General features: G+C 39.7%; 26 protein-coding genes. 6 read left to right on the top strand and 20 right to left on the bottom strand.

Features of this window, described 5'->3' with window-relative positions; all coding sequences use genetic code 11:
- Positions 1-27: 27 nt before the first annotated feature.
- Positions 28-1,977, bottom strand: coding sequence for an FUSC family protein (locus ACH6EI_RS05195; RefSeq protein WP_028414987.1), 1,950 nt, complete (start codon positions 1,975-1,977; stop codon positions 28-30).
- 156 nt (positions 1,978-2,133) lie between these two features.
- Positions 2,134-2,394 carry a metal-sensitive transcriptional regulator gene (locus ACH6EI_RS05190; RefSeq protein ID WP_013058561.1) on the bottom strand — a complete coding sequence of 87 codons (261 nt, stop codon included), beginning with the start codon at positions 2,392-2,394 and terminating at the stop codon, positions 2,134-2,136.
- Positions 2,395-2,772: 378 nt separating this feature from the next.
- Here ACH6EI_RS05190 and ACH6EI_RS05185 point away from each other — a divergent pair, with 378 nt between their 5' ends.
- Positions 2,773-3,213, top strand: coding sequence for a NucA/NucB deoxyribonuclease domain-containing protein (locus ACH6EI_RS05185; RefSeq protein WP_028414988.1), 441 nt, complete (start codon positions 2,773-2,775; stop codon positions 3,211-3,213).
- Positions 3,214-3,248: 35 nt separating this feature from the next.
- Positions 3,249-3,656: a competence protein ComJ gene (gene comJ, locus ACH6EI_RS05180; RefSeq protein ID WP_098113593.1), complete on the top strand. Its 408-nt coding sequence runs from the start codon at positions 3,249-3,251 to the stop codon at positions 3,654-3,656.
- 101 nt (positions 3,657-3,757) lie between these two features.
- On the opposite strand, the gene ACH6EI_RS05175 is transcribed toward comJ, so the two are convergent.
- The 4 genes from ACH6EI_RS05175 to ACH6EI_RS05160 all read right to left on the bottom strand — a co-directional run bounded on the left by ACH6EI_RS05175 (position 3,758) and on the right by ACH6EI_RS05160 (position 8,080).
- Positions 3,758-4,348: a CPBP family intramembrane glutamic endopeptidase gene (locus tag ACH6EI_RS05175; RefSeq protein ID WP_028414990.1), complete on the bottom strand. Its 591-nt coding sequence runs from the start codon at positions 4,346-4,348 to the stop codon at positions 3,758-3,760.
- Positions 4,349-4,736: 388 nt separating this feature from the next.
- A complete protein-coding gene (gene helD, locus ACH6EI_RS05170; protein WP_108674279.1) occupies positions 4,737-7,055 on the bottom strand; it encodes an RNA polymerase recycling motor HelD in 2,319 nt (772 codons plus the stop codon).
- A gap of 243 nt (positions 7,056-7,298) precedes the next feature.
- The gene (locus tag ACH6EI_RS05165) at positions 7,299-7,424 is read right to left on the bottom strand and encodes a hypothetical protein (RefSeq protein ID WP_014458690.1); all 126 of its coding nucleotides are present in this window, start codon (positions 7,422-7,424) and stop codon (positions 7,299-7,301) included.
- 140 nt (positions 7,425-7,564) lie between these two features.
- The gene (locus ACH6EI_RS05160; protein WP_108674280.1) at positions 7,565-8,080 is read right to left on the bottom strand and encodes an enoyl-CoA hydratase/isomerase family protein; all 516 of its coding nucleotides are present in this window, start codon (positions 8,078-8,080) and stop codon (positions 7,565-7,567) included.
- A 242-nt stretch (positions 8,081-8,322) separates the two neighbouring features.
- Between ACH6EI_RS05160 and ACH6EI_RS05155 the strand changes: the two genes are divergently transcribed.
- Complete coding sequence (locus tag ACH6EI_RS05155; RefSeq protein ID WP_013084552.1) at positions 8,323-8,691, top strand: winged helix-turn-helix transcriptional regulator; 369 nt, start codon at positions 8,323-8,325, stop codon at positions 8,689-8,691.
- Positions 8,692-8,714: 23 nt separating this feature from the next.
- Here ACH6EI_RS05155 and ACH6EI_RS05150 read toward each other — a convergent pair whose 3' ends face one another.
- From ACH6EI_RS05150 to ACH6EI_RS05115, 8 genes are all read right to left on the bottom strand, one after another.
- Positions 8,715-9,929, bottom strand: a complete 1,215-nt coding sequence (locus tag ACH6EI_RS05150) for a cytochrome P450 (protein ID WP_028414993.1) — start codon at positions 9,927-9,929, stop codon at positions 8,715-8,717.
- 170 nt (positions 9,930-10,099) lie between these two features.
- A complete protein-coding gene (locus ACH6EI_RS05145) occupies positions 10,100-10,495 on the bottom strand; it encodes a DoxX family protein (RefSeq protein ID WP_048019962.1) in 396 nt (131 codons plus the stop codon).
- Between the two features lie 155 nt (positions 10,496-10,650).
- The gene (locus tag ACH6EI_RS05140; RefSeq protein WP_108674281.1) at positions 10,651-12,072 is read right to left on the bottom strand and encodes a glycosyltransferase family 2 protein; all 1,422 of its coding nucleotides are present in this window, start codon (positions 12,070-12,072) and stop codon (positions 10,651-10,653) included.
- A gap of 44 nt (positions 12,073-12,116) precedes the next feature.
- On the bottom strand, positions 12,117-13,340 hold the full coding sequence (locus ACH6EI_RS05135) for a nucleotide sugar dehydrogenase (protein WP_042991958.1): 1,224 nt from the start codon (positions 13,338-13,340) through the stop codon (positions 12,117-12,119).
- Positions 13,333-14,859: a glycosyltransferase family 2 protein gene (locus ACH6EI_RS05130; protein WP_099331233.1), complete on the bottom strand. Its 1,527-nt coding sequence runs from the start codon at positions 14,857-14,859 to the stop codon at positions 13,333-13,335. Before ACH6EI_RS05130 ends, ACH6EI_RS05135 begins: the two co-directional genes overlap by 8 nt.
- Positions 14,860-14,861: 2 nt before the next feature.
- Complete coding sequence (locus ACH6EI_RS05125) at positions 14,862-15,062, bottom strand: hypothetical protein (protein ID WP_014458685.1); 201 nt, start codon at positions 15,060-15,062, stop codon at positions 14,862-14,864.
- Between the two features lie 18 nt (positions 15,063-15,080).
- On the bottom strand, positions 15,081-15,428 hold the full coding sequence (locus tag ACH6EI_RS05120) for a DUF2642 domain-containing protein (RefSeq protein ID WP_028414998.1): 348 nt from the start codon (positions 15,426-15,428) through the stop codon (positions 15,081-15,083).
- Positions 15,429-15,686: 258 nt separating this feature from the next.
- Complete coding sequence (locus tag ACH6EI_RS05115; protein WP_099331234.1) at positions 15,687-16,361, bottom strand: C40 family peptidase; 675 nt, start codon at positions 16,359-16,361, stop codon at positions 15,687-15,689.
- Positions 16,362-16,546: 185 nt separating this feature from the next.
- On the opposite strand from ACH6EI_RS05115, the gene ACH6EI_RS05110 reads away from it, so the two are divergent.
- Positions 16,547-17,743, top strand: coding sequence for a protoglobin domain-containing protein (locus ACH6EI_RS05110; RefSeq protein ID WP_397376906.1), 1,197 nt, complete (start codon positions 16,547-16,549; stop codon positions 17,741-17,743).
- Positions 17,744-17,877: 134 nt separating this feature from the next.
- Here the strand turns inward: ACH6EI_RS05110 and ACH6EI_RS05105 are convergent, their stop codons facing one another.
- From ACH6EI_RS05105 to ACH6EI_RS05095, 3 genes are all read right to left on the bottom strand, one after another.
- Complete coding sequence (locus ACH6EI_RS05105) at positions 17,878-18,408, bottom strand: HTH-type transcriptional regulator Hpr (protein ID WP_028415001.1); 531 nt, start codon at positions 18,406-18,408, stop codon at positions 17,878-17,880.
- 195 nt (positions 18,409-18,603) lie between these two features.
- Complete coding sequence (rsiV, locus tag ACH6EI_RS05100) at positions 18,604-19,467, bottom strand: anti-sigma-V factor RsiV (RefSeq protein ID WP_098999632.1); 864 nt, start codon at positions 19,465-19,467, stop codon at positions 18,604-18,606.
- Positions 19,464-19,964 carry an RNA polymerase sigma factor SigV gene (locus tag ACH6EI_RS05095; RefSeq protein ID WP_028415003.1) on the bottom strand — a complete coding sequence of 167 codons (501 nt, stop codon included), beginning with the start codon at positions 19,962-19,964 and terminating at the stop codon, positions 19,464-19,466. Before ACH6EI_RS05095 ends, rsiV begins: the two co-directional genes overlap by 4 nt.
- A gap of 160 nt (positions 19,965-20,124) precedes the next feature.
- Between ACH6EI_RS05095 and ACH6EI_RS05090 the strand changes: the two genes are divergently transcribed.
- The gene (locus tag ACH6EI_RS05090; RefSeq protein WP_108674282.1) at positions 20,125-21,534 is read left to right on the top strand and encodes a polysaccharide deacetylase family protein; all 1,410 of its coding nucleotides are present in this window, start codon (positions 20,125-20,127) and stop codon (positions 21,532-21,534) included.
- Between the two features lie 28 nt (positions 21,535-21,562).
- On the opposite strand, the gene ACH6EI_RS05085 is transcribed toward ACH6EI_RS05090, so the two are convergent.
- Genes ACH6EI_RS05085 through ACH6EI_RS05075 form a run of 3 tightly spaced genes read right to left on the bottom strand, consistent with a single transcriptional unit; the run spans position 21,563 to position 25,537 of the window.
- Positions 21,563-22,678, bottom strand: a complete 1,116-nt coding sequence (locus ACH6EI_RS05085) for a GerAB/ArcD/ProY family transporter (RefSeq protein WP_028415005.1) — start codon at positions 22,676-22,678, stop codon at positions 21,563-21,565.
- A gap of 17 nt (positions 22,679-22,695) precedes the next feature.
- The gene (locus ACH6EI_RS05080) at positions 22,696-23,925 is read right to left on the bottom strand and encodes a Ger(x)C family spore germination protein (protein WP_394530442.1); all 1,230 of its coding nucleotides are present in this window, start codon (positions 23,923-23,925) and stop codon (positions 22,696-22,698) included.
- On the bottom strand, positions 23,915-25,537 hold the full coding sequence (locus ACH6EI_RS05075; RefSeq protein ID WP_108674283.1) for a spore germination protein: 1,623 nt from the start codon (positions 25,535-25,537) through the stop codon (positions 23,915-23,917). The genes ACH6EI_RS05080 and ACH6EI_RS05075 overlap by 11 nt, the downstream gene beginning before the upstream one ends.
- Before the next feature lie 157 nt (positions 25,538-25,694).
- Here ACH6EI_RS05075 and ACH6EI_RS05070 point away from each other — a divergent pair, with 157 nt between their 5' ends.
- Positions 25,695-25,928, top strand: a complete 234-nt coding sequence (locus tag ACH6EI_RS05070) for a YczF family membrane protein (RefSeq protein ID WP_028415008.1) — start codon at positions 25,695-25,697, stop codon at positions 25,926-25,928.
- The last annotated feature ends 63 nt before the right edge of the window (positions 25,929-25,991 follow it).

Genomic DNA, 25,991 nt, shown 5'->3' with positions numbered 1-25,991 from the left:
GCACGGAGCCCATTGGTTCCGTGCTTTTTATATTTCTACCTGCAGACTTTCATATAAAGCAGTGATTTCCCCTTGAATAATGGGGTAGCGTTTCAGGGTCGGAACACTTGAAAGCTTTGGCGCTCGCTTTTGCTCTGCTGCTGCGGCTAGCTGAGCAAACGTTTCTTGAAGCTCTCGCTTTTCCGTTTCTGACAGCTCATATCCTTCATACGACGCAAGAAGCATATAACCTAACTGCTGCGTAGCGACAACTGCCGGCCACAGTCCTTCAAGCTTGACGGCCGTTTTAGAATATTCTCCAATCACATTATCATAAAGCGCCCGAAGATTAACTAGTTCCCCTTGAAGCTTATTTCTTTCTTGTTTAATTCTTTCTTCATCTTGTTCAGTGCTTAGCATTTCTAAAAATTGTCCTTCTTTTCGAATGACATCTCCAAGTAAATACGGCAGACGAAGCGAAGAAGCTCGTTTAAAAACTAATACCGTACCGACCACTCCAATAACAGAACCAATAACAATATCAATCACCCGAGCGGACGTAAAATAGCTAATCGCTTTGTCCGGATGACCGCTTTCAGCAATTAAAAGAGCATTCGGTGTGATAAAAAGCGTACCGAGCGCGTAGTTTTTAACAATCACAATTTCAATCGTTGACTGAAGCACAAAGACAATGAGCGCAATGACAATTCCCGTTGGTTCAAGCATGAGAATCCCGGTTCCAATTAAAATACCTAAAATGGTTCCGACAGAGCGTTGAATACCTCGCTGAACCGTTGCACGAACGGTTGCCCCAAGCATCACTCCTGCACACGTGAGAGGAATCCAGTAAGACCTTGGAATGTCTGTCGTGTAGGCAACAGCTGCGGCGATAATCATAATAATTCCGTAGCGCAAAGCGTTTTTAAGTACATACGAACGTTTGTGAAAAGCAGCTTTTAACCGTGCTTTTACGCTGCCTTGTGAAAATTGAATATACTCCGTTTCTTTTAATTCCTTCATTTGAAGAACGTCGTTTACATCTAGTAATAATGTGCGCAGCTCTTCTTTGATGGACAGCTCTTCAATTTCTTCTCGCACGTCTCGAATTTTTTTATGTTTTTTTAACGTGGCCATTTCGGATGCGAACGTTTCAATTACCGCTTGTGCTTTTTTCGAAACAGCCGGATTAAAATCATTCGCAGCGGCCATCACAAAAATAAACAGCCCTTCAGCTTTTTGGTTTAATAAAAACAGCCGGTGAGAAAACGATGATTTTTTTCGATTAATTTTCGCTTGCTTCATCGCTGTTTCCGCTGCCCGAAGCTCTACAACCGTTTTGTGCTGCTCAGCGTGAAACGATTCCGTGCCAAGTGATCCAACAAATGAAGCTAGCTGCCTATAAGCTTTCGCCACAGCGGCCGTTTCAGGCCCTCGCGGATTAATAAGCCAGCCACTCATGCTAATACACCAAGATAGTGCTCCTCCTAAAAAAACGAGGCCTGCATGCAAAAAAACTGCCTGTAAATTCGGAGCTGGAATGCTTGTACTCACTGCAAATGAAAGGACAAAAAACATCGCGGAAGGTCCCGGAATTTTTAAAGCTCCGAAGATATAAACCGATACGGCTCCAATCACACCAAATAAAATAGTTTTCATCCACTCCACGTCAGCAAATAAAGAGCCGAGTGTAAAGCACAGCGTAACGCCAAGCAAAGCTAAAAATAACTTAACGGCACGCTGCGCGTAAGGTTCATCTTTTGTATACAAATATGTAAAGCCGCCAATACTTGCAATGAGTCCGTACTGCAAATGACCAAACAAAATGCCTATTAAAATCGGCAAACTTGAAGACAAGCCCGAGCTGATTCCTCTTACCCACGGAGAAGAAGCGTGGTTAAAGCGAAAAGCAGCTTTGATTCCCGGCGCTTTTGGAGAAGCTTCAATTTTATGATGAATTTCCGTATGGTTATATGTTGGTGACTTTTTGTCATCATTCACCTTGCCCTCCTCCTTTCTCTTCATATATCTTTCCTGTTCTTAAAACGAGATAAACCTAAAAAACCGCTGTTCCTATCCGTATTGTGTTTAGGAACAGCGCTTTTTATCCTTTTAAGCAGCGTACAGAAAAAACAAAAAGCAGATGAAACGAATGTCTCATCTGCTTTTTACTAACAACTCTACTGCTTCTTTTACTAAGTTTTCCGTGTTCTCGCCTTTTTCAATGCTTTCTCTTACGCATTGTTCAAGGTTTGTGCTGACAATAACACCCATCGTGCGATCAATTGCGCTTCTGGCTGCTGAGAGCTGTGTCACAATGTCACGGCAGTCTTTTCCTTGTTCCATCATATTTAAGACGCCTTTTAACTGACCTTCAATACGTTTCAACCGATTTTTAACTTGCTTATCATATTCCATCATACTACTACCTCCGCTCATGCATGATTGCGTTTGTTGCTTTTAAGCTTACACAAGAAGTAAATGTACACACAACTTTATACCTATTAGGGTATGATGTCAAGTAAAGGAAGTTGACTCTTTTTTTTCACCTAGGACCCATAGACATACAATTAGACACTTCACACTCCATTTAAACTGAATCGTAAGTAAGGTACACACCGTAAAGTATAACTCCTAGAATATTCTGAGGCCTTTTGAATCTTACAGATAAGACAAAATGATCATTTTTACATAATTGTTAATACTTGTTTACACCGTATTTATTGTCCTGTAATCTAAACTTAGCAATCTGAGAGTATAGTTAAGCTGTAAAAACGACTACACTGGAGGTTTGAGATGAGTACATACGGGAAAAAATTAATGGCAAGTCTATTCATTATCATTGCATGCGTTTTAGGGTTTATAGGACATGCGGCGTTTTTAGCTCCTGAAAAAACGGAAGCCGAAGCAAACTATGATGCAACGCTTTATTTTCCACTGGACCGATATCCTGAAACCGGCGATCATATTCGCGACGCAATTACTGCTGGTCACTCTTCCGTTTGCACAATTGATCGCGATGGTGCTGAAGCAAACCGAGAAGAATCGCTGAAAGGATACCCAACAAAAACAGGATATGACCGTGATGAATGGCCAATGGCTATGTGCGAAGAAGGCGGAGCAGGAGCTGATATTCGCTATATTTCACCTTCTGATAACCGCGGAGCCGGCTCATGGGTTGGAAATCAGTTAGAACAGTACCCAGATGGTACACGCGTACAATTTATCGTGCAATAATAGCTGAACAAGCTTTACTTTGAAGAGGTGAAATCATGAAAACAAAATGGAAAGAACAAGAGCTAACAATGTCATATCATCAGTTTACGCTGTTTCAAAAAGGACAGCCAAAGCCCCATCACGACTGGAGTGATGAAGATATTCAAAAAGGATATGTCGCAGACGATAAAGCTATTTCATTTGAAGCCGTGTCGAACACAAAAGCCATTGTCGAAGTGTGGGTAAACGAAACTCCAGACGCATCAAAGGCTGAAAAGACCACTCGCCTTCCTTTTCACGTCGAAAGCGATGGGATTGAAATCAAAAGCGTCCTATCTGAAACTTTAAGCTATGATATTCCAAAAGGATATTATTACGTTACGTGCCTGACCATTCCTCTTCAAGAAAAAACAAACTCAGGCCTTTATTTAGTGAAGTATTTGCTGCATTTTGAAAGTCAATAAAAAAAGACGACCTACTGTAGACAGTTCAGGTAATATACAACACTAATAACTCATAAAAAGCTCAGAGCGATATATAGCTCTGAGCTTTTTGGTGCAAGATACTAAAATATCCATCCGTTAAAGACCATGCCTAAATTAATAATAAAATGAAAAACTACGGCTGGGTATATGCTTTTCGTCTTTAAAACGACAAATGCATAGAAAAGTCCACCAAAAGAAAAAAGTAAACTTGTTACCACAGGAATTCCTATTGATATGTGCAAGAGACCAAATCCAATACTCGTAATAAAAACAGCGTAAAAAGTCGATAGATTACTTTTTAATTGAGATAACATGATCCCTCTCCAAAGCACCTCTTCTAAAATAGCGTTTATGATTGAGAATACTATACCGTATATGACGAATGATTTTGTATAACTTATATCTTCAGCGAATAGTAAAGGTACAAAAATTGTAGCCGAACCAATTAGACCAAACAGTAAAAAATACGTTAGTTTAATTGAATGATGTGGCATCACTATACGTTTCTGCCAGTCTGGTAATGATGCAAAAAGAAATACCTTTTGCTTGGACAATAAAATTGAAAGCAATAGTCCACCTATGATAAACAAAAGTAAAACTCTGTTTACAATGATTTTCATCTCTTTAGATAGATCCCATTCAATGAAATAATTGCTTCCTACTTGAAACATACATGTCCCTACTAAAAAGAATAGAAACAGAGAAACCGTTGAACGATATTTAAAGGTTAAAGCATAGATAAAAAGCAAGCCTATGATAGGCAACAGTCCCGCAGCAAATAACTTATAAGAAAAAAGAATAATACCCGAGAAAAATAAACTTATTATAAAGATGAGTAATACATTTATTCGTAAATATTGGATATAAAACTCCTCCTTTCACTGTCCTTCTGATTCGCTTTATGGTAGTTGGACTTTAACCAAAGAAATTTTATTCAAGCAATGTAAATAAACTGAATCCATCCATAAAAATAAAAAATCGAGGGTAAAACCTTTGCGATTTCACCCTCGATTTTTCGTACTACTATTTCAGACACTCAAGACACTGACCGTTCTCTGTTTATTTACCGTGGTATTCATAAGTTTCTTTATTTGATATAAACGGGCTAATTTCACCAAGTGAGAACAGGTGGAGCTCATGCATCGCTCTTGTGCATGCTGTATAAAATAAATTTCTCTCATATTCATCCTGATAACATTCACTCGAGGCATTGTAAATGATGACTGCATCAAACTCAATTCCTTTTGCTAAGTAGGCTGGCAGGACAAGCATGCCTTTTTCAAATGAACTTGTTTCTTTTGTCAGTAGCCTTGCAGACATCGAATCAGGCAGTGCTTGGAATGCTTCTCGGCTTTCTTCAGCAGTTTTGGCAATAACAGCAATTGTTTTATAGTTTTGCTGCTTCAATTCATTAATTTTGTGTATAATTGCCTCATGCAGATCTTTGACGTTACCTGCAGCCGTCACGGTCGGCTTCGCTCCGTCTCGATTAAACGGATCGATTAAATGGCCGTTTGCCACCATATCCCTTGAAAACTCGACAATTTGACGCGTTGATCGATAGCTTCTTGTAAGAGTCAGCGTTTCTGCTTCTTTCTCTTCGTACAGTTCGCTTGAAAGAATGGTCGGTGCGTTCAAGGCGTGCGCATAAATCGCTTGATTCAAGTCTCCAAGCAGCGTCATTCTAGCATGCGGAAACAGCTCTTTTAAAAACGCTAGCTGAAACGGTGAATAATCTTGTGCTTCATCAATAAACAAATAGCGAATGACAGGATTGGCTTTTCGCCCTTCAATTTGATCTTTTATATACAAGTAAGGCGTTACATCTTCATAAGACAGCTTCATGTTCATAACTCTTTCCACCGTGTTTTTAGCTGTTTCGTCCCACCCTTCTACGTGGGAAAAAAGGTGATGTCTTTCAAACAGCTGCATATAGATACGGCGAATATCGATAAATTTAAGCTGTTTGATGGCCTGCTTAATAAATTTCATTTTCTTAGCTACAACGGCTTTAGCTAAATACGCTTGTTCACGGTCAAAGTCATCAAATGAACTTTCCGTATAGCCTTCCTTTTTCTGCAGATGCTGATAGGCCTCGACATAATCTTCTTTTTCTAAAAGCTGAATTTCTTCTTGAACCCAATCTTTTTTACGTTCAAGTTTTTCAAGCTGGTTGATGAGCTTAAGCGCCCACTCGGCTACGAGCTGCATTCTGTTAGGAATGGAAATTCCCGTATCAAGCGAATAGAAATAAGATAACAAACGCCGAGCAGATAACACGATTTCGCCGCGAAACTTAATATTTTTAAAAATGATGTCTTTAGTAGACAGCTCTTCGATATACGCATCTACCTGCTTTTTAAATTCACGGCTTGCTTTGTAGCGGATTTCCTGCATTTTTTGTTTTTTTACCGCAGCATCTTTTTCCGTTAATAAATATTCAATTTGAACGAACAAATCCTCCACGTCAAACTCGTTTCCTAACCGTCCGTCGGCATATTGCTGAAACGTTGTTTGTTTCATATTGTCTTCTCCAAGCTCCGGAAGAACAGTTGAGACGTAGCTGTTAAAAAGCGGATTTGGCGAAAACAGCATCATGTTTTCTGCAGTCAGCTGCTTTCGGTGATGATAGAGAAGATAAGCCACCCGCTGAAGAGCTGCAGACGTTTTACCGCTCCCTGCTACTCCTTGGACGATCAGCACTTTATTTTTTTCATTTCGAATAATTTGGTTTTGTTCTTTTTGAATGGTCGCTACAATACTTTTCATTTGACTGCTTGCGTTGTGTCCGAGCACTTCTTGAAGCAGCTCGTCTCGAATGGTAATTCCTGTATCAAACATGCTTTTAATTACGCTATTTTCGATAATAAACTGACGCTTTAGCTTCATCTCGCCTTTTATCGCTTCACCTGGCGTTTCGTACTGCGCTTTTCCCGGTGAATAATCATAATAAAGACTCGAAATAGGCGCACGCCAATCATAAATTAAAAACTCTTCATCTTTTTGATCCATTAAAGAGCCCACGCCCACATAAATAGCTTCCGCTTCTTTTTCACCATTCTCTATAAAATCAAAACGTCCAAAATAAGGGGATTGCGTTAGCTTTTTTAATGTTTTTAATTGATCATACGCTTGTCTATGGGTAATTTCACGTTCAGCTAAAAGTTCTGCCTGCTGCTTAATGCTCGTAAATGTCTCAATCACGTCATCCGGCTCATCCATATTAACCGTGACATCGTCCCAAAACGTGCTTCGCAAATCGACAATTTCGCCTTTTACGCTTCCTACGCTTTTGCCTATTTTTTCAGCTTTTTGGCTGATTTCTTCGACTACCCAATCAACTCGCTGCTGTTCTTCTGTTAAATTTTTATCTTTCACTTATCCACACCCCTTACACACGTTACCCGATAACAAAACTTGTTACCGGGTAAAAGCGATCATTGTTTATTTTTTCAGAGTCTACATACTTCCCTACTAAGTTCGTAAATCCCTGCTATGTAACCATATTATGTCTTAATTTCCACCGTTAGTATACTGAAAAATAATGAGCTCCACAACAAAAAGGGCTGAGAAAGTCTCAAGCCCCTTATCTTTATAAGTTGTTCCTCTACTTATTAGCTATTACTGTTTCCAAAAAGTTAGCATATGAATGATGGCTGTCACCACTTCTACTCCTTGAAACGCCAGTAAACCTGCTGCTGCCGCTGTAAACAATCCGACTACCGCTTCTTTAAAAATGAATGGCATTGATACCAGCTCCTTTGCTTATTTAAAATAAGTAGATTTGTTATCATTCTACTCCTTTTTTCAGAATTTTCAATACCATTTTGCCAATGAAATAAAATAAAAACGCTTTCACTTTATAGGAAATAAAGTGAAAGCGCTTTTTAAGCTTCCTTTTCTAATGCATTGAGCGCAAGTGAATATTCTAATCCTTTCCCTTTTTGCACAATATGCTGCACTTTACCCATGTTGCATGCTTCTTGCGCACTAACGGTCATACCGTTTGTTAACTTCAGCTGCACAGGTTCTTCTGCAATTCGTACGTCGCATGCTAAAGCTAACTCATACCCTCCGCCAAACGTAAAGTTTGTAAGAAGCGCAATCGTTTGTTTGGAGCTGCATGAAATGCGCTGAAAAATCGCTCGAGCTGTTACTGCATGAATCGGCTGATAAAGCCTTCCTGTTTCTTCACGCAGGAAAGAAGTTGTTCTATGATCGCCGTTCATTTTATAGTACTCTCCCATAAATACAATAGATCCAACCGACGCATCGTGCTGCAGCTCATTCATCGTTTCTTGCAGCTCATACATAACTTCACTGTTCAAACGATTAAGCATCGACTGATTCATTCGTACAACCGCCACGTGATTTCTTTTTTCTACTTTGATAAATCTTTTCATCGTTCCTCCGCCCTTTCCCCTGTCGTCCTTTATAAATAAAGCGCTTTCAAAATATTTCGCTTTTTAATAGAAAAGTTATTTTCATAGTTTCATCATACAACAAACTCATAATTATTTCCATTACTTTTTTAATTTTCCGTCAATAATTCCATGAATCATTTCCATGTTTTTATCAAATAAGACGTGCTATAGTATAGACAGCACAAATTCAGCTGGACTCACGGATAAAAGGAGTAATCACTATGAAATACGACTTAACAAAATGGGAGCCTCACGGCTATTCTTGCCCTGTGGAAGCAGCCGTTGATGTAGTCGGAGGCAAATGGAAAAGCGTCATTTTATATCAATTATCGAAGGAACGCCGGCGCTTTAATGAACTGCGCAGACTCATTCCAGGCGTGACGCAGCGAATGCTCACGCTGCAGCTTCGCGAACTTGAGCGCGACGGAATTATCCACCGCGAAGTCTACAAACAAGTTCCGCCTAAAGTAGAATATTATTTAACGCCTTTTGGAGAAACTCTCATTCCTATTATCGAGCTGATGTTTAAATGGGGATATGATCATACGGATAAAATTGCTGAAGCGAGAATTCAGGCAGAGAAAGAGTAAAAAGCACGCAAAGCGTGCTTTTTTTATACATGTTTACGAATCAATAATTCTTCTAACCCGTACACAAACGTGCTTTCAATCGGCTTTAACTCAAATGCCGGGCTCCAGTCCATATGCGGATAGCGGTCAATCAGTTCAGCCAGCATAACTTTTGCTTCTATTCGAGCAAGCGGTGCTCCTAAGCAAAAATGAATCCCTCTTCCAAATGCCATATGGATATTTGGCTTTCGATCGATTTGAAATACATCCGGGTCTTCAAAATACTGCGCATCTCGGTGCGCGGATCCCATCCATGGAACGACGTGTTCGCCCGCTTTTAATTTCTTCCCTGCAAGAACCACATCTTTTTTTACGATTCGGTGAAGAGCCTGAACGGGTGAACGATAGCGAAGAACTTCTTCAATCGCAGAAGGTAAAAGTTCTTTTTCTCGTTTGAGTCGTTCAAAAGAAGCTTTATCTTCCATTAAACAATAAATCGTATTTGAAATTAAGTTCGTGGTTGTTTCGTTGCCTGCAATCAGCAGCAAAATGGAAAACCCGACGATTTCTTCATCCGTTAGCTGCTTCCCTTCTTCTTTTGCCTGAAGAAGCACGGAGATAATATCATCCCCTGGATGCGTGCGTTTTTCTTCAATGATTTTATAAAAATAAGTTTCGAGCTCATCATTTGCTTTCATTTTATCTTGCTGCAATTTTTCGAGCGTTTCGCGTTCATTATTCGACGGACCCGCTACGATAATATCCGACCAATCTTTAAACTGACGCTGATCTTCTATCGGCACGCCTAAAATATCGGCAATTACCATAACCGGAAGCGGATAGGAAAGATGCTCGACTATATCAATATCTTCAAGATGCTCAACTTCTTGTAATAATTCGTGTGTAATACGCGCAATTTTAGGCTCCCATGCTTTCATTGCTTTAGGCGTAAAAGCTTTATTAACAAGCGCTCTCATTTCAGCATGCTTAGGCGGATCAATATTAATTAGGCTCGTTCCTAGAGCAGTTTGTCTTTGGTTTTGTGGAGGTCTTCGATCAGAAGAAAAAATATTCTTTTGTTCTAGCACTTCTTTGACTCCAGCATAGTGAAAAACATCCCATACCTGCCTTTCTTCGTCCCATTGCACAGGCGCGCTGTTTCTCATCTCTTCATACCATGAAAAAGGATTAAAGCGCTCTTCTTTTGATTGAATCGTATTCACTTGACGGACAATTCCGTTTTCTCTTTCGGTTTTCATGTTAAAACCTCCCCGTATCGTTCAAATAGACTGACTATGTAGTCATCTATGACCAAATAGTACCATATATACGAATTTCCTTAAAAATGATAGCTGTATATTTTAGTAAAAATGAATCGATAGAAGGATATATTTTACAAAAAAGGGTAGGCGCATAGCGCCTACCCTTTTTAAGAATAATGTTCTTCTGGCTTTTGTAATCGGTTGTCTAACGCGTACGCGCCGCTTCCTGCTAGAATCACATGAAGCGAAACAGCAAAAAGGGCAATCTCAAGCTCATAGCCGCCTGTAAAACCAGCACCGCTTTTCGCTGTAAAAATAGCGCCAATCATCACGATCGCAAACAGAACACCTATTAAGCGCGTTTGAAACCCAAGAATCATAGCAGCTCCTCCTACGAATTCAATAACAGCAACTGCGTAAGCGAAAAACGCGGGAATCCCCATGCTGTGGAAAAAACCGACCGTATTATCAATACCGCTTTGAAATTTGCCAAGTCCATGAATAAAAAACGTTAGTCCTAACATAAGACGAAGTAAAAACGTTCCAAGCTGATAGCTTTTCATTTCTTTTCCTCCTTTTTTACTTTTGTCTGCACATGTAACAATTTTAGTTACAACTGTGAACAAATTCAAGAGGTTAGAACAGAAAAACAAGATATCAGCAAATTTCTTTACCTCATTTTAAACATTTTTTTTGAAAATAAGACCATGCTTCCTGCTCAGTCACGCTGAAGATACGATAGAAATGCAAAAATATGATCCTGAATAATGAGTTCTGCCGTAGCAGAATGGCTCTTTAATGATAAGTGTTCAGAATATCGAAATCTGTTAAATTTATTTACATCAACATGGTGAACGGCCTGCACATGGAAACCCCCTACTATGGCTTTTACTTGGGCAAAAGGCGGTACAGCAAGAGATTCGGGCTCAATTTTCTCGAGGCACTCTCTGCTTATGGCATGAGGAACAGCTGTCATGGAGCTCATTAATAAATCTTTTCTTCCTATTGTCTCGTTCAACACGTACTTCCACCCCTGGACCACATGCGTGAGCTTTTCTTCATCTTCACATATGTTTAAAGCTACATCGACACCGCTCGCTACCGCTGCAGCAAACGGATACAACTCCTGAGCTGAAAGAACAAAGTCCCCGTCTATGAAGAGAAGAATATCTCCCGTTGCTGCAAGTGCTCCTGCAGCTCTTCCGCAATCATGCCCTAACCGCTCATCGTAAACAATAGTTTTAACACCCTGTTCTTTGGCATACTTCTCCGACTGATCCGTAGAGCCGTTAATCACAACAATAATTTCTAACGGTTCAAGTTTTCTTGCTTCTGCAATCACTTGTTTGATTGTTCCTTCTTCGTTGCAAACCGGAACAATAACAGACAGCTGTTTGCCTCCATAAAAAGAAGATAATTTCCCCCAGCCGTGCTCCACAACTGGAAGAGGCTGTGCGAGCATATCCACTCGCCTTTTACGATTTGACGCAAGCGTATAATATGTTTGAAGAAGCTGCTGGTAGGATTGAATTCGTTCTCTGCTACGCAGCGGCCGATCAAACGGACGAAAGCTTCCCTTTCCCTGCGTTTCGATCGTAATATGCGAGCTTACACGATACTGTGTTAAGAACGTCACAAATAAAGAAAGAGGCGGCAACTCCCAGTGGTTCTTTAATACGCTTACTAGCACACCGTAAGGCGCTTTTAAACAAGCGTTGGCACGATGAGGCTTTCCAAGTGCATGATGCAGAACCGTACTCCACGTCAGCTCGCTGCGGTTAAAAGCATTCATCTTTGTTTTTTCCCACTTGTTTAGCACCACATCGCTATGTTCAAATAACAGCGGCTGAACAAAACGCTCAAGCTCGGAAGCCGAAAGAATAATATCGCCGTCTACAAATAAGACGGCATCTCCTTTAGCAGCCTTTGCCCCTTCCATTCTCGCTTCATGTGGAAAAAGGCGTTTTTCTACTACTTTTACCGTACATCCCTCTTCTTTCGCTATTTTAACTGAAGCATCGGTACAGCCGTTTGCAACTACGATAATCTCAAGCACGTTCACTTTTTTAATTTGTTTAAGCACGTTTTTTAACATTTCTTCTTCATTGTAAACGGGCAGAACGACAGAAAGAGTTTTCATTGATATCCCCCCTAAAAAAAGAACCACTGAACAATTCAGCGGTTTCATTCATTTAAAATACCTCTTGTATCCACAACTTTTTTTGCGTATTTTACAATTGACCAATCGATTTGACTGTGATCGGTTAATACAAGTACAATATCGCTTTTTTCAACTTCTTCTTTTGTCAGCGGTACAGAAAAATACGTTTGCTTATTTAATATAGCGGAGTCAATATAAGGGTCATGATACGTCAGCTCATATCCTTTTGCTAAAAGACCTTCACATACCGTCAGCGCCGGCGATTCACGCATATCATTTACATCTTTTTTATACGCCATGCCTACAACAAACACTCGTTTCTCATTTGCTGCCAGCTGCTTTTCAACACGTCTAATCACTTTATTTGGCATTTCTTCATTAATATGATGAGCGGCTTCAATAAGTTCGCTCGTTAAGCCATTTTGCTTTAGTTTCCATAGGAAATAAAGCGGATCAACGGGTATGCAGTGTCCTCCAATTCCAGGACCTGGATAATAAGGAGTGAATCCAAATGGCTTAGTAGATGCAGCTTGTAAGACCTCATAAAAGTCTATTCCTAATTCCTCACACAGCTCGTTTGTTTCGTTCACCAACGAAATATTGACCAGGCGCTGAATGTTTTCAAACAGTTTGCACATTTCTGCTACTTTTGGAGAAGAAACAGGCACCACCTGTTGAAAAATACTTTCATAAAACGTCTGCACGTGATGAAGGCAGTCTTTGCTGTAGCCGCTAATTACTTTTGGAATATGCTCAATATCGTATGATTTGTTTGCCGGATCAACTCGTTCTGGAGAATAAGCTAGATAAAAATCTTTACCTGCCTGTAAGTTGGAATCTTTCAAAATAGGCAACACGACTTCTTCAAGCGTGCCTGGGTAAGTAGAGCTTTCATAAATAACGGTTTGCCCTTTTACCATCTGTTCTTTTAAGAATGCAGATGCGCTAATGACTGGTCCTAGATCGGGGTTATGATTTTCTGTAATAGGAGTTGGCACGGTCACAACTACATAATCGCATGCTTGAAATGCAGAGATACCTTTTTGTAACTCATATGCTTCAAAATTTTTCTCGCTTTGAATCACATCACTATGCACATCTGGAATATAGCTTTTCCCTTGTTTTAGCGCCTCAATTTTTCGTGCGTCAATATCAAGACCAACGACGCTATAGTTTTTCTTTGCAAATAAAAGAGCAAGCGGCAATCCAACATAGCCAAGACCAATAACAGCAACTTTTTTATTCATTCTTCAACACCTCAAACAAGATATCATGTCTTCGTATGTCCGGAAGAAACTCGCCTCTTTCACTTGTTTGGCTAATATAGTATGCAAGGGCCTCAACATAATCTCCTAGAATGCGCTGCGTTGATGCCGCCAAACCTTTGACTTTCATGTGCTCCTTTCGAATCCGGTTCGTTCGCGCCACATCAACAAAATGAACGGGCTGAACCATAAAGCCGTACATAATACTTTTTAATTGAAATAAAGGTGGAATAATAAGAGATTCGTAGCCAACTTTCTCCATTACATCCCGTTTAATTGCATGCGGAATCGCCGTCGTTGTATTGATTGTCAAATCGGGACGTTTGCAAATGATATTAAGAAAATATTTCGCCGCACTTACAGAGTGAATAGGATGCACTTCATCCAGCAGACACTCTAAATTATTAAGCGCTACATCAATTCCTTGATCAGCTGCTTCTAGATACGGACGTAAATTTTCTGCAGAAATGACGATATCCCCATCTACGAACAAGCAAACTTCACCGCTGCTGTACATGGCACCGATTGCTCGAGGTACATTATGTCCAAGCCGCTGCTTGTAATGAAGAACAGTAGCACCCGCTTCAATTGCTCGCTTAACCGTCACTTCATCGGCTCCGTTAGCAACCACGATGATTTCTTCCACTCCTGCTTTTTTCACTTCTTGGATCACGCTTGCAATCGTTTCTTTTTCTTCACCTACTGGAATAACGGCACTGTACTTAACGCCTGCTTTCCGCTTCACGCTTGGTGTATAAGCGGAAACAACTTCTCGGTTTCGATTGCCGTCTGTTAGTCCGCCTCTTATTCCTTTTTCTTCAATAAGATGAGCTAACGCTTTAATGTGATCTCCAATGATATAGTTAGTGGAAATAGGAAAAGGGGAATTGGTAGGAATGGTTTTATGAGTGTTTCGAATCTTGTTTGTATAAATAACGTCTGAAGAACACGGTGCAACAATTGACATTCCTTTTAAAAGAGCAATCGTATGAGCGAGGGGTGGATGAGCTAAGTTTTCGTATCCGATTTTAGCTGCTGATGTTTTTTTGATGGCATGAGGAATAGCTGTTAAGGCTTGAACAGATAAATCTTCACGCTGTAAGCACAAGTTCAGCATATATTTGGCAACAGAAACAGGATGAGGACGCACCTTTCGTTTCATAATCCATGTTAGATTATTTAAAGCGATATCATGACCGGTTTCTATAGCTTGAGTATATTTCATCAGCTCCTCATGAGAAACCGCTATATCTCCGTCCAAAAAAAGCAAAATATCTCCTTTTGCTTTTTTAGCCCCAATGGCTCTTCCAATATTAATACCTAGAGCTTCTTCATAGTAAATGACGCGGCACCCTGCACCCTCGGCTATTGCCTTAGTTGCATCACTAGATCCATTTACTACGACAATAATTTCTAACGGCTTTATTTTTTGAGCTTCTTTAAGCACAGGTAATAATGAATCTTCTTCGTTACAGACTGGAATAATGACTGATACTTTCAATCTCACTCAACTCCGCTGAAAATTCGAACATACGTGATGGCTACTAGTGGGATGGTTACGTCCGTGGGCTCACCATATGAGCTTGATGTACGCACAACAGCCGCTGCGTCCGTAACAGCAAGCAGTGTTCCATTAATAACGTCGATAGCTGTGATGATTTGCACAAATGAACCCACATTTTCTCTTAATGCATCTTGAAACATACTTTTCTCTCCTTTCGTTTAAGCGCTTTGAATAGTAACAATGCTTGTAAATGGAAGTAATACTGTTGATGTTGGAGACTCTACTAATTCTAAATAATCATCTCCTACAAATATCACAACACCTTCTAGTGGACCAGCCGTTGTTTCAATCACAACTTCTTTTCCAATATACTGCTCGGCAATTTCTTTAAAAGGTGATTCTTGAGATTCTTTAATAATATTTATTACGTATTCTTTGAACGTGTCAGAATAAACGACTTCTTCTACCGCTTTCTTTGTGTTTTCCTGAATAAATTCAGCAAATCGATTTGAAAACAACAGGTGTTTTATCTTTTCTACATAGCGACGGTAACAACAAAAAAACATAAATTTTGTTCCTCCTTTTTATACGGTTCTCCCTTCAAATTACCTACAACCATTGACGTAACTTAAGAGATTACTTTACCAATATATACAAGCTTTATCATAAAGGTGACAGAACTTTTATCACATTGTTATACAAATACGCACATGACCAGCCCGTTTTGCATAGGATTATTCCCTACTTCCTCCTACCTATTGAAACCCAAACAAAAAAAGACAAAGCTCCTAAGCTTTGTCTTTTCTTATCTATTAAATGAAGAATCAGTTGGCTGCAATACGCTTTGCTCCTATATAGCGCTCTTTCCAATAGCTTGAATTTTTATCGCTAATTGTAACGCCTTTAGAAGACGATGCGTTAATAAACTTTCCGTCTCCAAGATAAATACCTGCATGAGAAGGACCTTCTTTGTACGTTTCAAAGAACACAAGATCTCCTACCTGCGGTTCACTTACATTTTCACCTGCTTTATAGATATCTTCAACCGTTCTTGGAATATCAACGCCTACGCTTTCTTTATATACATACTGAAGATATCCGCTGCAGTCAAATCCTGAAGGTGTAGTGCCGCCCCATTTGTACGGCGTGCCCATTAAGGATTTTGCTTTGCTGATTACTTTATCCGTATTCACTTCTGATTCGCCTTCTACAACGCCGCCTTTACCTAATGCATTGTATGTATTCTCTCCAACAATTCCATCTGCTTCTAGGTTATGTTTCTCTTGAAAAGCCATAACCGCTTTTTTTGTTTCATAATTAAAATAACGCGATACTTCGCCTTTTAAAAATCCTTTATCTTTTAACACCGTTTTAACTTGTTCAACATCATCATTTGTCATCCCTTGTTTTAAAACCATGTCGCCAAACGCAGCATGTCCCATTGCCGGACTTGCAAATAAAGCTCCTCCTACAAGAAGCGCCGATAGCATTTTTTTCATTTCGTTTCCTCCCCGAATCATGTTTTAAGCACCGTACAACCATACCATCTGCGGATAACAATTCAATTAATAGAAGATAACAATTTGATAACAATCTTTTTAAACAGCCTCAACTCTTGGACGTAAAACGCCGAAATATAAGAAGAAGAGAAAAACAACTATTCTAGCAAATAAAGGTGATAAACATGAATTGGTTTAAACGAAACAACGTGCACGCCGAAGCCGCGGCTGTCGAATCCATCACTGTAAAGCTTCATGTATCGGATCCGATGATAAAAAAGCAGATTAACATGATTTCCTTAACAGCAGAGGATCTCGAACGAATTGCCAGATTTCAAGTTCACGCGCTGAACGCCATCGAAGAAATCGTGAATGATTTTTATAAAGCTATTGGCGAACAGGCTCATTTGGTTGCGATTATCGAAAAGCACAGCAGCGTCCATGCATTAAAACAAACGTTAAAACAGCACATCTTAGAAATGTTTGATGGACAAATAGACGACGCTTTTGTGGTAAAACGTCAAAAAATTTCCAAGATGCACGTTAAAATTGGACTTGAGCCAAACTGGTATTTGTGCGCATTCCAAAATTTATTTACGTCGCTTCTTTCAGTATGTGAACGTACGATGGAATCAAAAGAAGAATGTCTAGCTTTTATCGCAAGTATGACAAAACTTATTAGTCTAGAACAGCAAATTGTGTTAAAAGCCTATGAGCTTGAATATGACGAGCAGCGCGCTGGACTTCAGACTCAAAAAGAGAAAATTCAGCTAGAAATCTCTCGTACATCATCTATCCTTTCTTCGTTATCTGAAGAAACGAAGAAATTTATGAATCAAATGCACAGTCAGTCTTCTGACGTCGTTTCTTATGCAAACAAAAGCTCTGAACTAGCAGAAGTCATTGAGAAGGAATCCGTTACGAGTCAAGCAAAATTAAAAGAAGAACAAAACATGCTTGGAAGCATACAAAAAAATACGTCGCTCATTCAAAACAAAATGAAAACGCTCGAACATACATCACAGCAAATTCATCAAATTGTTTCCATTGTTACTTCTATTGCGGAGCAAACGAATTTATTGGCATTAAACGCTTCGATTGAGTCTGCTCGAGCAGGTGAGCATGGAAAAGGATTTGCAGTGGTGGCACAGGAAGTACGGAAGCTTGCAGAAGAAACGAAGAAATCGATTTCTAATATTTCTACTTTTATCGGAGACATTCAAAAACAAATCGAAAGCGTTTCGGCGTTAGGTGGAGAAGTCGCTACATTAACAAAAGATACAGCTGACAATATGAACAACATTACTTCTTTTTTCACGAACGTCCTTAGCATAACAACCGAGAACAAACAGCAAACCGTTCTAACAAAAAAAAGAGCTTGATAAAATCGCTGACGCAATGAAGCAGCTATCTCTGCGGATTGAGAAGATGGCCCATTCCTCAGAAGAACTTGAACGGTTAACTGAAAAAAGTTGATATGCAAAAAAGCCTTCTCAGCTTGCACAAGAAGGCTTTTTTATTTTTTCAAGCTAGCGGGCTCTTGAGAAGAACGTTCGATGAACTGGACAAAATCATCTCCGTATATGCTTCGAATCAGAGCCGTCAGCTCAACAAAGTCAGGCAGCTCTCCATAAACATCTCGCAGCGGCATCGCTCCTTGAAACAAAGGATTTTCAAGAGGGTTATAATCCTCGATCGTTTTTAAAAACATCTTTTTTCCTTCTTCTGTGAGCTGCACGTATGTATTCCGCTTATCTTTCTCATTTTTAGAAAGGGTAAGATAGCCCCGCAGGTGCAATTTTTTTGCAAAGTTAAAAGCTGTGGATAAATGCATGACGCCTAGCTTTGAAATGTCGGTCATCGACGCAATTTCCAGCTGATAAGCAATCCCTAAAATGTGATGCTCATTAATGCTCAGATCGTACGGCTTAACCCACTGTTCCCAATCCTTTTCAGTAGACTTCCAAAGAGCTTTGCTTACTTGCATCACAAGCTGATTAAACAGCATGGCATCTTTAATCGTATCTTGATTTAACGTGCGTTTCACCTCTTCACTTCCTCTCTAGAAATGCAACCGTTCACATCATTTGTCCCTAAGACTTTATAAATAAAAAGAATGAAAATATATACAGAATATTATACATGATTGCTTATATATTTCAACTTATTTTGCATAAAAATAAATTTAAACGTTTCTTTATGTAAAAACCAGGCGTGAACGTTCAGTGTTCACGCCTGGTTTTTAATGAATATACCGTTTACCAACTAGAAGGTTTGAAATAACGTCCGTTGGAATTTCAAACTCAATGTTTCCCATATATCCTGGAGCGACTTTGTATTTATCAAATACAATTCTAAGCTTGTGATCTTTTGTAATGTAGAAGCTTTGATTTTCAGCAATCTCTTTAAAAGGATCCATATCTTCTTCAGTCAGCCAATAGATTTTGCCTTCTTCATGCTTCATTTGATCTTTCATTTGCTGTTTAATATTTTCACTAATGACCTTTATATAGCTTTTATCTTTGAACAAACTTGGAAGCGTAACGAGCACTTCGTGTTTTTTATCAATCGTGTCGTACTGATTAACGCTCGACGTTGAAGCTCTCGATTCTTCCACATATCGATGAACCACAAGCAAATCATCAGTATCCGTCATAATATCATAGCCGCTGCTGACAGCCACGTTTCCTTTCTCTTCTTTTCGTAATGTTTTCATCTCTTTTTTAAACTGTTCATACAGCTGTTCATTTTCTTTTATATACTTTTCATTTAAGTTTGTTTGAAGACCTTTGTTTTCCAAGCCTGAAATCGATGGTGTTTTCACGTCAATACGAGAATGCTTTTCTTCTTGTTTTAGTTCCTCAAATGTAATTACTTCTACTACTTTTCCCAGTACAGGAATTTTTGCCATTGCATTTGCCGCATCTGGACTTACATTCACCGTTGTGATAAAAATCATCGCTGCTGCCGCAATCGAGCTCGGCCAAATATAGAATTTCTTTTTACGAGGGTGTGAAAAAAGTGCCTGTGCAACAACACCATCTAATTCGTCTGGAATAGGAATGTCATGATACTGCTTCTTTAACTTTTCTATTTTTTCATTCATTGTTCTAAGTCCTCCTCCGTCATCGTAATCCGCAACAGGTTCAACGCTCTGTATAGCCTTGTCTTTACTGTATTTACATTTTCCTCAATGATTTCCGCAATTTCGTCCATTTTTAAATCTTCGAAAAACCGCAGAATAATAATGGTCTTATATTTAATCGGCAGCTGATCCATTGCTTGCTTTAAATCAATATCTTCATACTGATCTTCACGTCCGCTGCTCAGATACTCAAGCTCTTCATCGCCCATAAGCGTTAAACGTTTATGCTTACGCAGGAAATCGATTGCTGTTCGTACAACAATTTTATAAAGCCAGCTGTTAATCGATTGAATATCTTTGATACTGTCTATTGAAATGAGTGCTTTTTTAATCGATTCTTGCACAATATCAAGCGCATCTTCTTGATTTTTTACATAGCTAAAAGCAAGCCGGTAAAAATCTGCTTTATGCTCGGTTATGCATGCTACGAGCATCTGATGTGCATCGTGTTTTTTCATTGTCTTTCATACCCCTTCTATTTTCTCTTGCTGAAGTACATCTATAAGGTAGACGGAATGAGTAGAAAAATAGTTTGGTTTTTTTTAAAAAAAAGTAAAACTAAATGATGGTCTCATGCGTCTATTAGGTAGATATATACAAAAAGGGGAATATTACTACATGAAAACCATGGGCTACAAACGTATTTTGACACTGCTTGGATGCTGTATTTTGTTTCTTGGTACAGCAGGGTATATCGTCAAAGCAAACAGTACAGAGAAAAAAACGGCAAGTATTCAAACAGATCAAACCTATCCAGACGTTGAAATTCAAACGCTAGTTAAGGACCTTACCGACGGAGGCTATGCCATTAGCTACCCTTCCTTTGGTAAAAAAGAAATTGATCAATCCATTCAAGCTTACGTAATAGATCAAGTGGCACACTATGAAAAAAAGCTGAAGAAGCAGTCAAAAAAGAAAAAATCTGAATTAACGATTACATATAAAATCGTCCATTACAGCAAGCAAACGCTAAGCGTTGTCTTTGATGAATATGAATCTGTAAATGGAGAGAAAGGAACGTCTTCTCTCAAAACCTTTACATTTGACCTGCCTGCTCAAAAACAAATGACGTTAAAAGATTTATTTAACGAGAATGCAAACTATTTAGATCGCCTTTCGGCTATTTCATATGCTGAATTAAAAAAACAAATGAAAAAAGCTGATTTTGACCCGGGCCTTCAAAAAGGAACTCAGGCAGCCAATCAAAATTTCAGTCAGTTTGCGCTGCTTGAAAACAGTATTGTGATCTACTTTAAGCCTTATCAGCTAGGTGCTGAACAAACGAAAACCAAAACGATCGCTATCCAAAAAGATTTATTTAAAGACATGCTGAGCGATGCTTACAAAGACGAAGCAGCAAATAAAAATAAAGTCAAAGAAACGCCTCCAAAACATATCGTTAACGAAATGCCGCAGCAAGGAGCGCCTATTGATCCAACTAAAAAAGTCGTTGCGATGACCTTTGATGATGGACCTAACCCTGCATCTACCAATGTGATTTTAGATGGATTAAAAGAAGTGAACGGACACGCTACCTTTTTTGTGTTAGGAAGCCGCGTTCAATATTATCCTGAAACAATCGAACGTATGGTGAAGGAAGGCAACGAAGTCGGAAATCACTCTTGGGACCACCCTCAGCTCACACGTTTAAATGAAGCGCAGGTCAAACACCAAATAGGCGATACCCAAGCCCTTATTAAACAAGTGAGCGGCTATGAACCACTGCATGTACGTCCTCCTTATGGAGCTGTGAATGCAAATGTAAGACGTTATGTCGGAAATGTTGGCGTGACTCTATGGGATATCGATCCTGAAGACTGGAAATATCGAAACGTTCCTCACTCCGTTCAAGCAGTTATGAGCCAAGTCGGAGACGGAAAAGTTATTTTAATGCATGATATTTATCAAACAAGTGCCGAAGCAGCGGTTGAAATTATGAAGCAGCTTCACGCACAAGGATATCAGCTTGTTACGATTTCACAGCTAGAACAAGTAAAAAAAGAGCGGGAACAGCTGCACTTGCAGTAGAGGATCGCAGACGAATGCGCTGCAGCCATTAGGATGGCTGCAGCGCTTTTGTTTTTTTTATGCGATGTTTAATAAAGGCTATACAGAGCAGCGTAAGCGGAATCACTACGTGAAAAGGGATAAAAAGTAGCACCGGCATAATCGTTAAGCCTTCTTTTAAATGCTCTTGAAAATTACTTGCAATCGTCAGAGAAAAAAATAAAATCACCGTGCCAACAGGATATGTCAGCGCAGAAGGTCGTTTTACCTTAAACAGCGTGGAAAGCCCCACAATTACCGCGTAAAAAAAGACGCTGATTTTAACAAACCCTCCAATGACTAACGCAATCATAAAAAACACGTCTAGCCGCTCTAAAAAATCAGCTACTCTAATGCTCTCTACCGTACTTAAAAGCGGAAAGACCGACCTGTTAGTCAACCCTATCCCTAATACACTCACGTTGATCGCCATTGTAATTGCTAAATTAATGCCGCTTAACACAATGCCGCAAAGGCCTACAAGCTTTACTTTTTTAGGATCTTTTACATATGGAAAAATCATCGTAAACACAACAGCTTCTCCATACGGAATATACAGAGTCTGAGTGGCGACTGTTTTTAAAACCGGCCAAATCCCATCTCCAAGTATCGGTTTTAAAGAAGTAAAATCAATTAATCCTGAAACAAAAATAAGCACAAATCCTGCTACAGCCAAGATATACATCAAAATAAACATGAGCTCTCCTGCCCGAGCCACTACTTCAAGTCCTTTGTGCACAGTATAAATAATCAACAGCATCAGCATCGCGTTCACGACAAACAAAGGGCTGTCGGGGTAGCCAAATGTCAGCAGCATTTCTCCAAAATCACGAAGTACGCGAGCGGCAGCATATGAAAAATGAAGCAAATATAAAAAAGCAAGTGCAGATCCCAAGACTTTCCCTAGCAGCTTTTGCATGTATTCTGTCGGCAGCATGTTAGGATAGTACCTATACAGCCGGTAGTAAATGAGGTAAAGCAATAAGCTCCCAAACATACCGAGTAAAATAGCAAGCCAGGCGTCTTGTTTTGCATCCATTGCAAGCGGAATGAGCAATGCGCTTCCATGTTCAAAAAGGACGATTAAAATAAAAAACTGCACAGAGCTAATTTTCACTTTTTCCACTCATTGCTCCCTCCTGTTTACTGGCGTTGTTTTACCGCATCAGACATAAACGACTTGTTTCGCAAACCTGCTCGTCTTACATACGCTTCTACTTTCACATCCATCTCCACTTCAGGAAAATACACATCGCTCCACTCATGCTGAAGCCTTTTCCACTGCCTCGGATAATTTTCGTGCACGACGTCTCCAAATCCCACAACATCCGTCTGTTTTTTTTGAGCAAAAGCAAACGCTTCTTTTATTTCGTTTTCAATCGCTGCTTCTATTTTTTTTTCAATATCAAGAATCACAAATGGATTTTTAATATCTATAGGTACTTCCATTTCACCAATATCTCCTTCTACTCTAGTTCGTACAATCATCTTTGGTTTGCCGTTTACCATATTTGCACTCACATTTGTTCGCTGACGGACGACTTGATAAGCAATGGCTTTCTTTTTATCTTTCCATGAAATATTCACATCTGTTCCCTGCACTTTATCCCGCAGCCACATCACGCCTCGCGCTTTTTTTCCATATAAAAATGTAATCAACTTCCCATCTTTAAACATGCCGAGTCCTTCTGCACGAAGAGTCGATTCAGGAGCAGTTTGCTGAAGATTTTGCAGCGTTTGGGCTTTTTGAGCGCTACCTCTTATTCCAAACCCTGACATCAGCGCTTGACTTCCCGGGGATTCAAGGTTTTTCATAACTTCTTGAGCCGATACTTTCATATGTTCTCCCCACTTTTGTTCGGTGAGTTCCAGCGTTTTAAGGACTTTATTAGCTGGAATTTTATCAATTGGCGTAAGAGATTTTACAAAACTGGAAGCTTTTACGCCGTTTGCAATGACCATATCAGATGTAATTCGAAATTCCGGATCTCGGTCAATGCCATCAATAATAACATCAATGCCCTCCGTTCTCGCTAGGCTTTCTCCGATCACAATTAAGTTTGTATGAGCGTAGTACAGTCTTCTTGATACCGTGCTCGATGCTCTTCTGCTTGCTTCTACTAAGTTTGCGCCTTTTGCTCCGTATACGGAAACAGACGGACTTTGGGTACCACCCCCGCCGCCTTGAAGACCGCCGGCTACGTTACCTGGATTAATAATTTGTAGCGTGATTTGATACTGACCATCTTTTGTTTTATCAATTCCCATCGCTGCGACAATCGCTAAATCGGTTAATTCCTTACTGCTCCAGCAGCTTGAAAGGATGCAAATCGAAAATGCCATAACTGTACATAAAAGCCCTTTACGCATCACTTTGATCGCCTTCTTTCACCGTAGTGTTTGCCATTCCCCGGCTTTTAGGAGGCATTGGGCGCTGGTTGTCTCCTTCTCTCACCATATTTCCACTACTGATGAGCCTTGGTCTTTGTCTAAGCGTCCACCACGGCATGCGAACAATGGTATCACCTGAATTGCTCGGAATAAATGGAGCAAGAGGCGTCATGTATGGAACACCGAATGAACGAAGACTGCAGAGATGAACAATCATCATTAAAAAGCACAGGATAATGCCATAAAACCCGAAAGTAGCCGCTGCAATCATAAAAACAAAGCGAATGAGCCGAGCAGAAATCGCAATGGCAAATGAAGGCGTCGCAAAGCTTGCAATCGCCGTCATCGCTACAACAATAACCATCGCTGGAGATACAATCCCTGCTTGAACCGATGCTTGCCCAATCACGAGCGCTCCTACAATTGAAACTGCAGAACCGATCGCCCTTGGAAGTCGAATACCAGCTTCTCGCAAAATTTCAAATGTGACTTCCATAATGAGCGCTTCAACCAAGGAAGGAAACGGAACATCTTCCCGCTGTGCAGCAATGGCGATGAGCAGCTTCGTCGGAACCATTTCTTGATGAAAAGTTGTGATCGCTACATACGTAGCCGGTGCAATCAGTGAAATAAAAAAAATAAGAATGCGTAAAAAACGAATCGACGTGGCAATATCAAAGCGTGAATAATAATCTTCAGGAGACTGAAAAAACTGAATGAAGACAGCAGGTGCAATCAGCACGAATGGCGTTCCGTCTACAAAAATCGCAATACGCCCTTCTAAGAGATTTCCTGCAACGATATCGGGACGCTCCGTGTGATACATTGTAGGAAAAGTAGTGTACGTTTGGTCTTCAATAAGCTGCTCTACATAGCCTGATTCTAAAATGCTATCGATATTAATTTGGTTAAGACGCTTCTTTACTTCTTTTACGATTTTGTCATTGGCAATCCCATTAATGTACATCATTGAAACGTCTGTCTGCGTTACTTTCCCAATCTTCATCGTTTCTACCCATAAGTCAGGCGATTTGATAATTCGCCTGACCATGGGCATGTTTTTAGCAATCGATTCCGTGAACCCTTCCTTAGAACCCCGAACGACAAGCTGTGTAGTCGGTTCTTGAATGGAACGCCACTCCCCGCCTTTCGTACCTGCACTCATCGCATGGTTGTTTCCATCTATCAAGATAAGCGTGTCTCCTGACATCAAGGCGGGAAACACTTCACTCCACGTATGTAAAATCGCAATGTCTCCAATTCCTACTACATCTTCTTTTAATAACGTAAAAGCATTTTGAGGTGTTATTGGTTCAGAAAACACGTCATCTTTCATCATGGTGTCTACTAAAAGCTCTTGGATAGACTGATTGTCTACAATTCCGTCTATATAGATAACAGCGGCTTGAATGACTGCCCTTTCCCCAATTTTTATATAGCGGATCACCATATCCGAGCTGTTCCCCGTTCGCTTTTTTATGTTAGCTATATTACCTTCAAGCGACTGCATCAGCAGTTCTTGTTCCTCTGGTAGCGAACCTTCTGTTTCCTTTTTATTGTCTTTGCTTTTTTTATTTTTAAATAAAGAAGGCACGATTAAAAACACCTTTCTTTTCTTTTTTTTAGCTTTTTCCAAATAAATGCTTTGTATGCAATTTTTAATAGAACAATCAAAGCGTAAGACCAAAAAAATAACAAAAACTATCAGTAGAATGTTTTTAAGAAAAAAATAAAAACGGAGAGTGAGACATATGAAAATCGTTTGGATATCAGCTTTGCTGTTAGGATGCTTAATGGGATTTTCTATCGGTGTGGATATGATGCAAGGATTTAGTTTTTCCATGGCCTTGCAAAATGCCTACAGTCCGTTTCGTGTTATGGAGTTTGCTGAATTATTTGTCCTTTTTTTCCTTTTGTTCTGTTTTGTAGTTGAAGTATTTTACCGCTCATTTAAAGTAAAAAAAGCAAAACAGCAGCAAAAATAAAACTCCGTAAAAAACACATATTTCTCCTTTTTACCACCTATTCTCCTTTCCATTTAAATGTTA

This window comes from Priestia sp. JSM ZJ58 (assembly GCF_044383985.1).
Taxonomy (GTDB): Bacteria; Bacillota; Bacilli; order Bacillales; family Bacillaceae_H; genus Priestia; species Priestia zanthoxyli.
Note: the sequence above shows the minus strand (reverse complement) of the source record. Positions and strands in the feature narration are given on the sequence as shown.

What these genes read in the sequence shown, in the direction of transcription:
- ACH6EI_RS05110 (WP_397376906.1), top strand. Translation starts at nt 16,547, where the DNA reads ATGAATTGGTTTAAACGAAACAACGTGCACGCCGAAGCCGCGGCTGTC.
- rsiV (WP_098999632.1), bottom strand. Translation starts at nt 19,467, where the DNA reads ATGAATGAAAAAATAGAAAAGTTAAAGAAGCAGTATCATGACATTCCT.
- ACH6EI_RS05165 (WP_014458690.1), bottom strand. Translation starts at nt 7,424, where the DNA reads ATGCCATTCATTTTTAAAGAAGCGGTAGTCGGATTGTTTACAGCGGCA.
- ACH6EI_RS05145 (WP_048019962.1), bottom strand. Translation starts at nt 10,495, where the DNA reads ATGAAAAGCTATCAGCTTGGAACGTTTTTACTTCGTCTTATGTTAGGA.
- ACH6EI_RS05115 (WP_099331234.1), bottom strand. Translation starts at nt 16,361, where the DNA reads ATGAAAAAAATGCTATCGGCGCTTCTTGTAGGAGGAGCTTTATTTGCA.
- ACH6EI_RS05150 (WP_028414993.1), bottom strand. Translation starts at nt 9,929, where the DNA reads ATGAAAACCGAAAGAGAAAACGGAATTGTCCGTCAAGTGAATACGATT.
- ACH6EI_RS05095 (WP_028415003.1), bottom strand. Translation starts at nt 19,964, where the DNA reads ATGAAAAAACACGATGCACATCAGATGCTCGTAGCATGCATAACCGAG.
- ACH6EI_RS05160 (WP_108674280.1), bottom strand. Translation starts at nt 8,080, where the DNA reads ATGAAAAGATTTATCAAAGTAGAAAAAAGAAATCACGTGGCGGTTGTA.
- ACH6EI_RS05140 (WP_108674281.1), bottom strand. Translation starts at nt 12,072, where the DNA reads ATGAAAACTCTTTCTGTCGTTCTGCCCGTTTACAATGAAGAAGAAATG.
- ACH6EI_RS05155 (WP_013084552.1), top strand. Translation starts at nt 8,323, where the DNA reads ATGAAATACGACTTAACAAAATGGGAGCCTCACGGCTATTCTTGCCCT.
- comJ (WP_098113593.1), top strand. Translation starts at nt 3,249, where the DNA reads ATGAAAACAAAATGGAAAGAACAAGAGCTAACAATGTCATATCATCAG.
- ACH6EI_RS05175 (WP_028414990.1), bottom strand. Translation starts at nt 4,348, where the DNA reads ATGTTTCAAGTAGGAAGCAATTATTTCATTGAATGGGATCTATCTAAA.
- ACH6EI_RS05135 (WP_042991958.1), bottom strand. Translation starts at nt 13,340, where the DNA reads ATGAATAAAAAAGTTGCTGTTATTGGTCTTGGCTATGTTGGATTGCCG.
- ACH6EI_RS05125 (WP_014458685.1), bottom strand. Translation starts at nt 15,062, where the DNA reads ATGTTTCAAGATGCATTAAGAGAAAATGTGGGTTCATTTGTGCAAATC.
- ACH6EI_RS05185 (WP_028414988.1), top strand. Translation starts at nt 2,773, where the DNA reads ATGAGTACATACGGGAAAAAATTAATGGCAAGTCTATTCATTATCATT.
- ACH6EI_RS05090 (WP_108674282.1), top strand. Translation starts at nt 20,125, where the DNA reads ATGAAAACCATGGGCTACAAACGTATTTTGACACTGCTTGGATGCTGT.
- ACH6EI_RS05070 (WP_028415008.1), top strand. Translation starts at nt 25,695, where the DNA reads ATGAAAATCGTTTGGATATCAGCTTTGCTGTTAGGATGCTTAATGGGA.
- ACH6EI_RS05120 (WP_028414998.1), bottom strand. Translation starts at nt 15,428, where the DNA reads ATGTTTTTTTGTTGTTACCGTCGCTATGTAGAAAAGATAAAACACCTG.
- ACH6EI_RS05190 (WP_013058561.1), bottom strand. Translation starts at nt 2,394, where the DNA reads ATGGAATATGATAAGCAAGTTAAAAATCGGTTGAAACGTATTGAAGGT.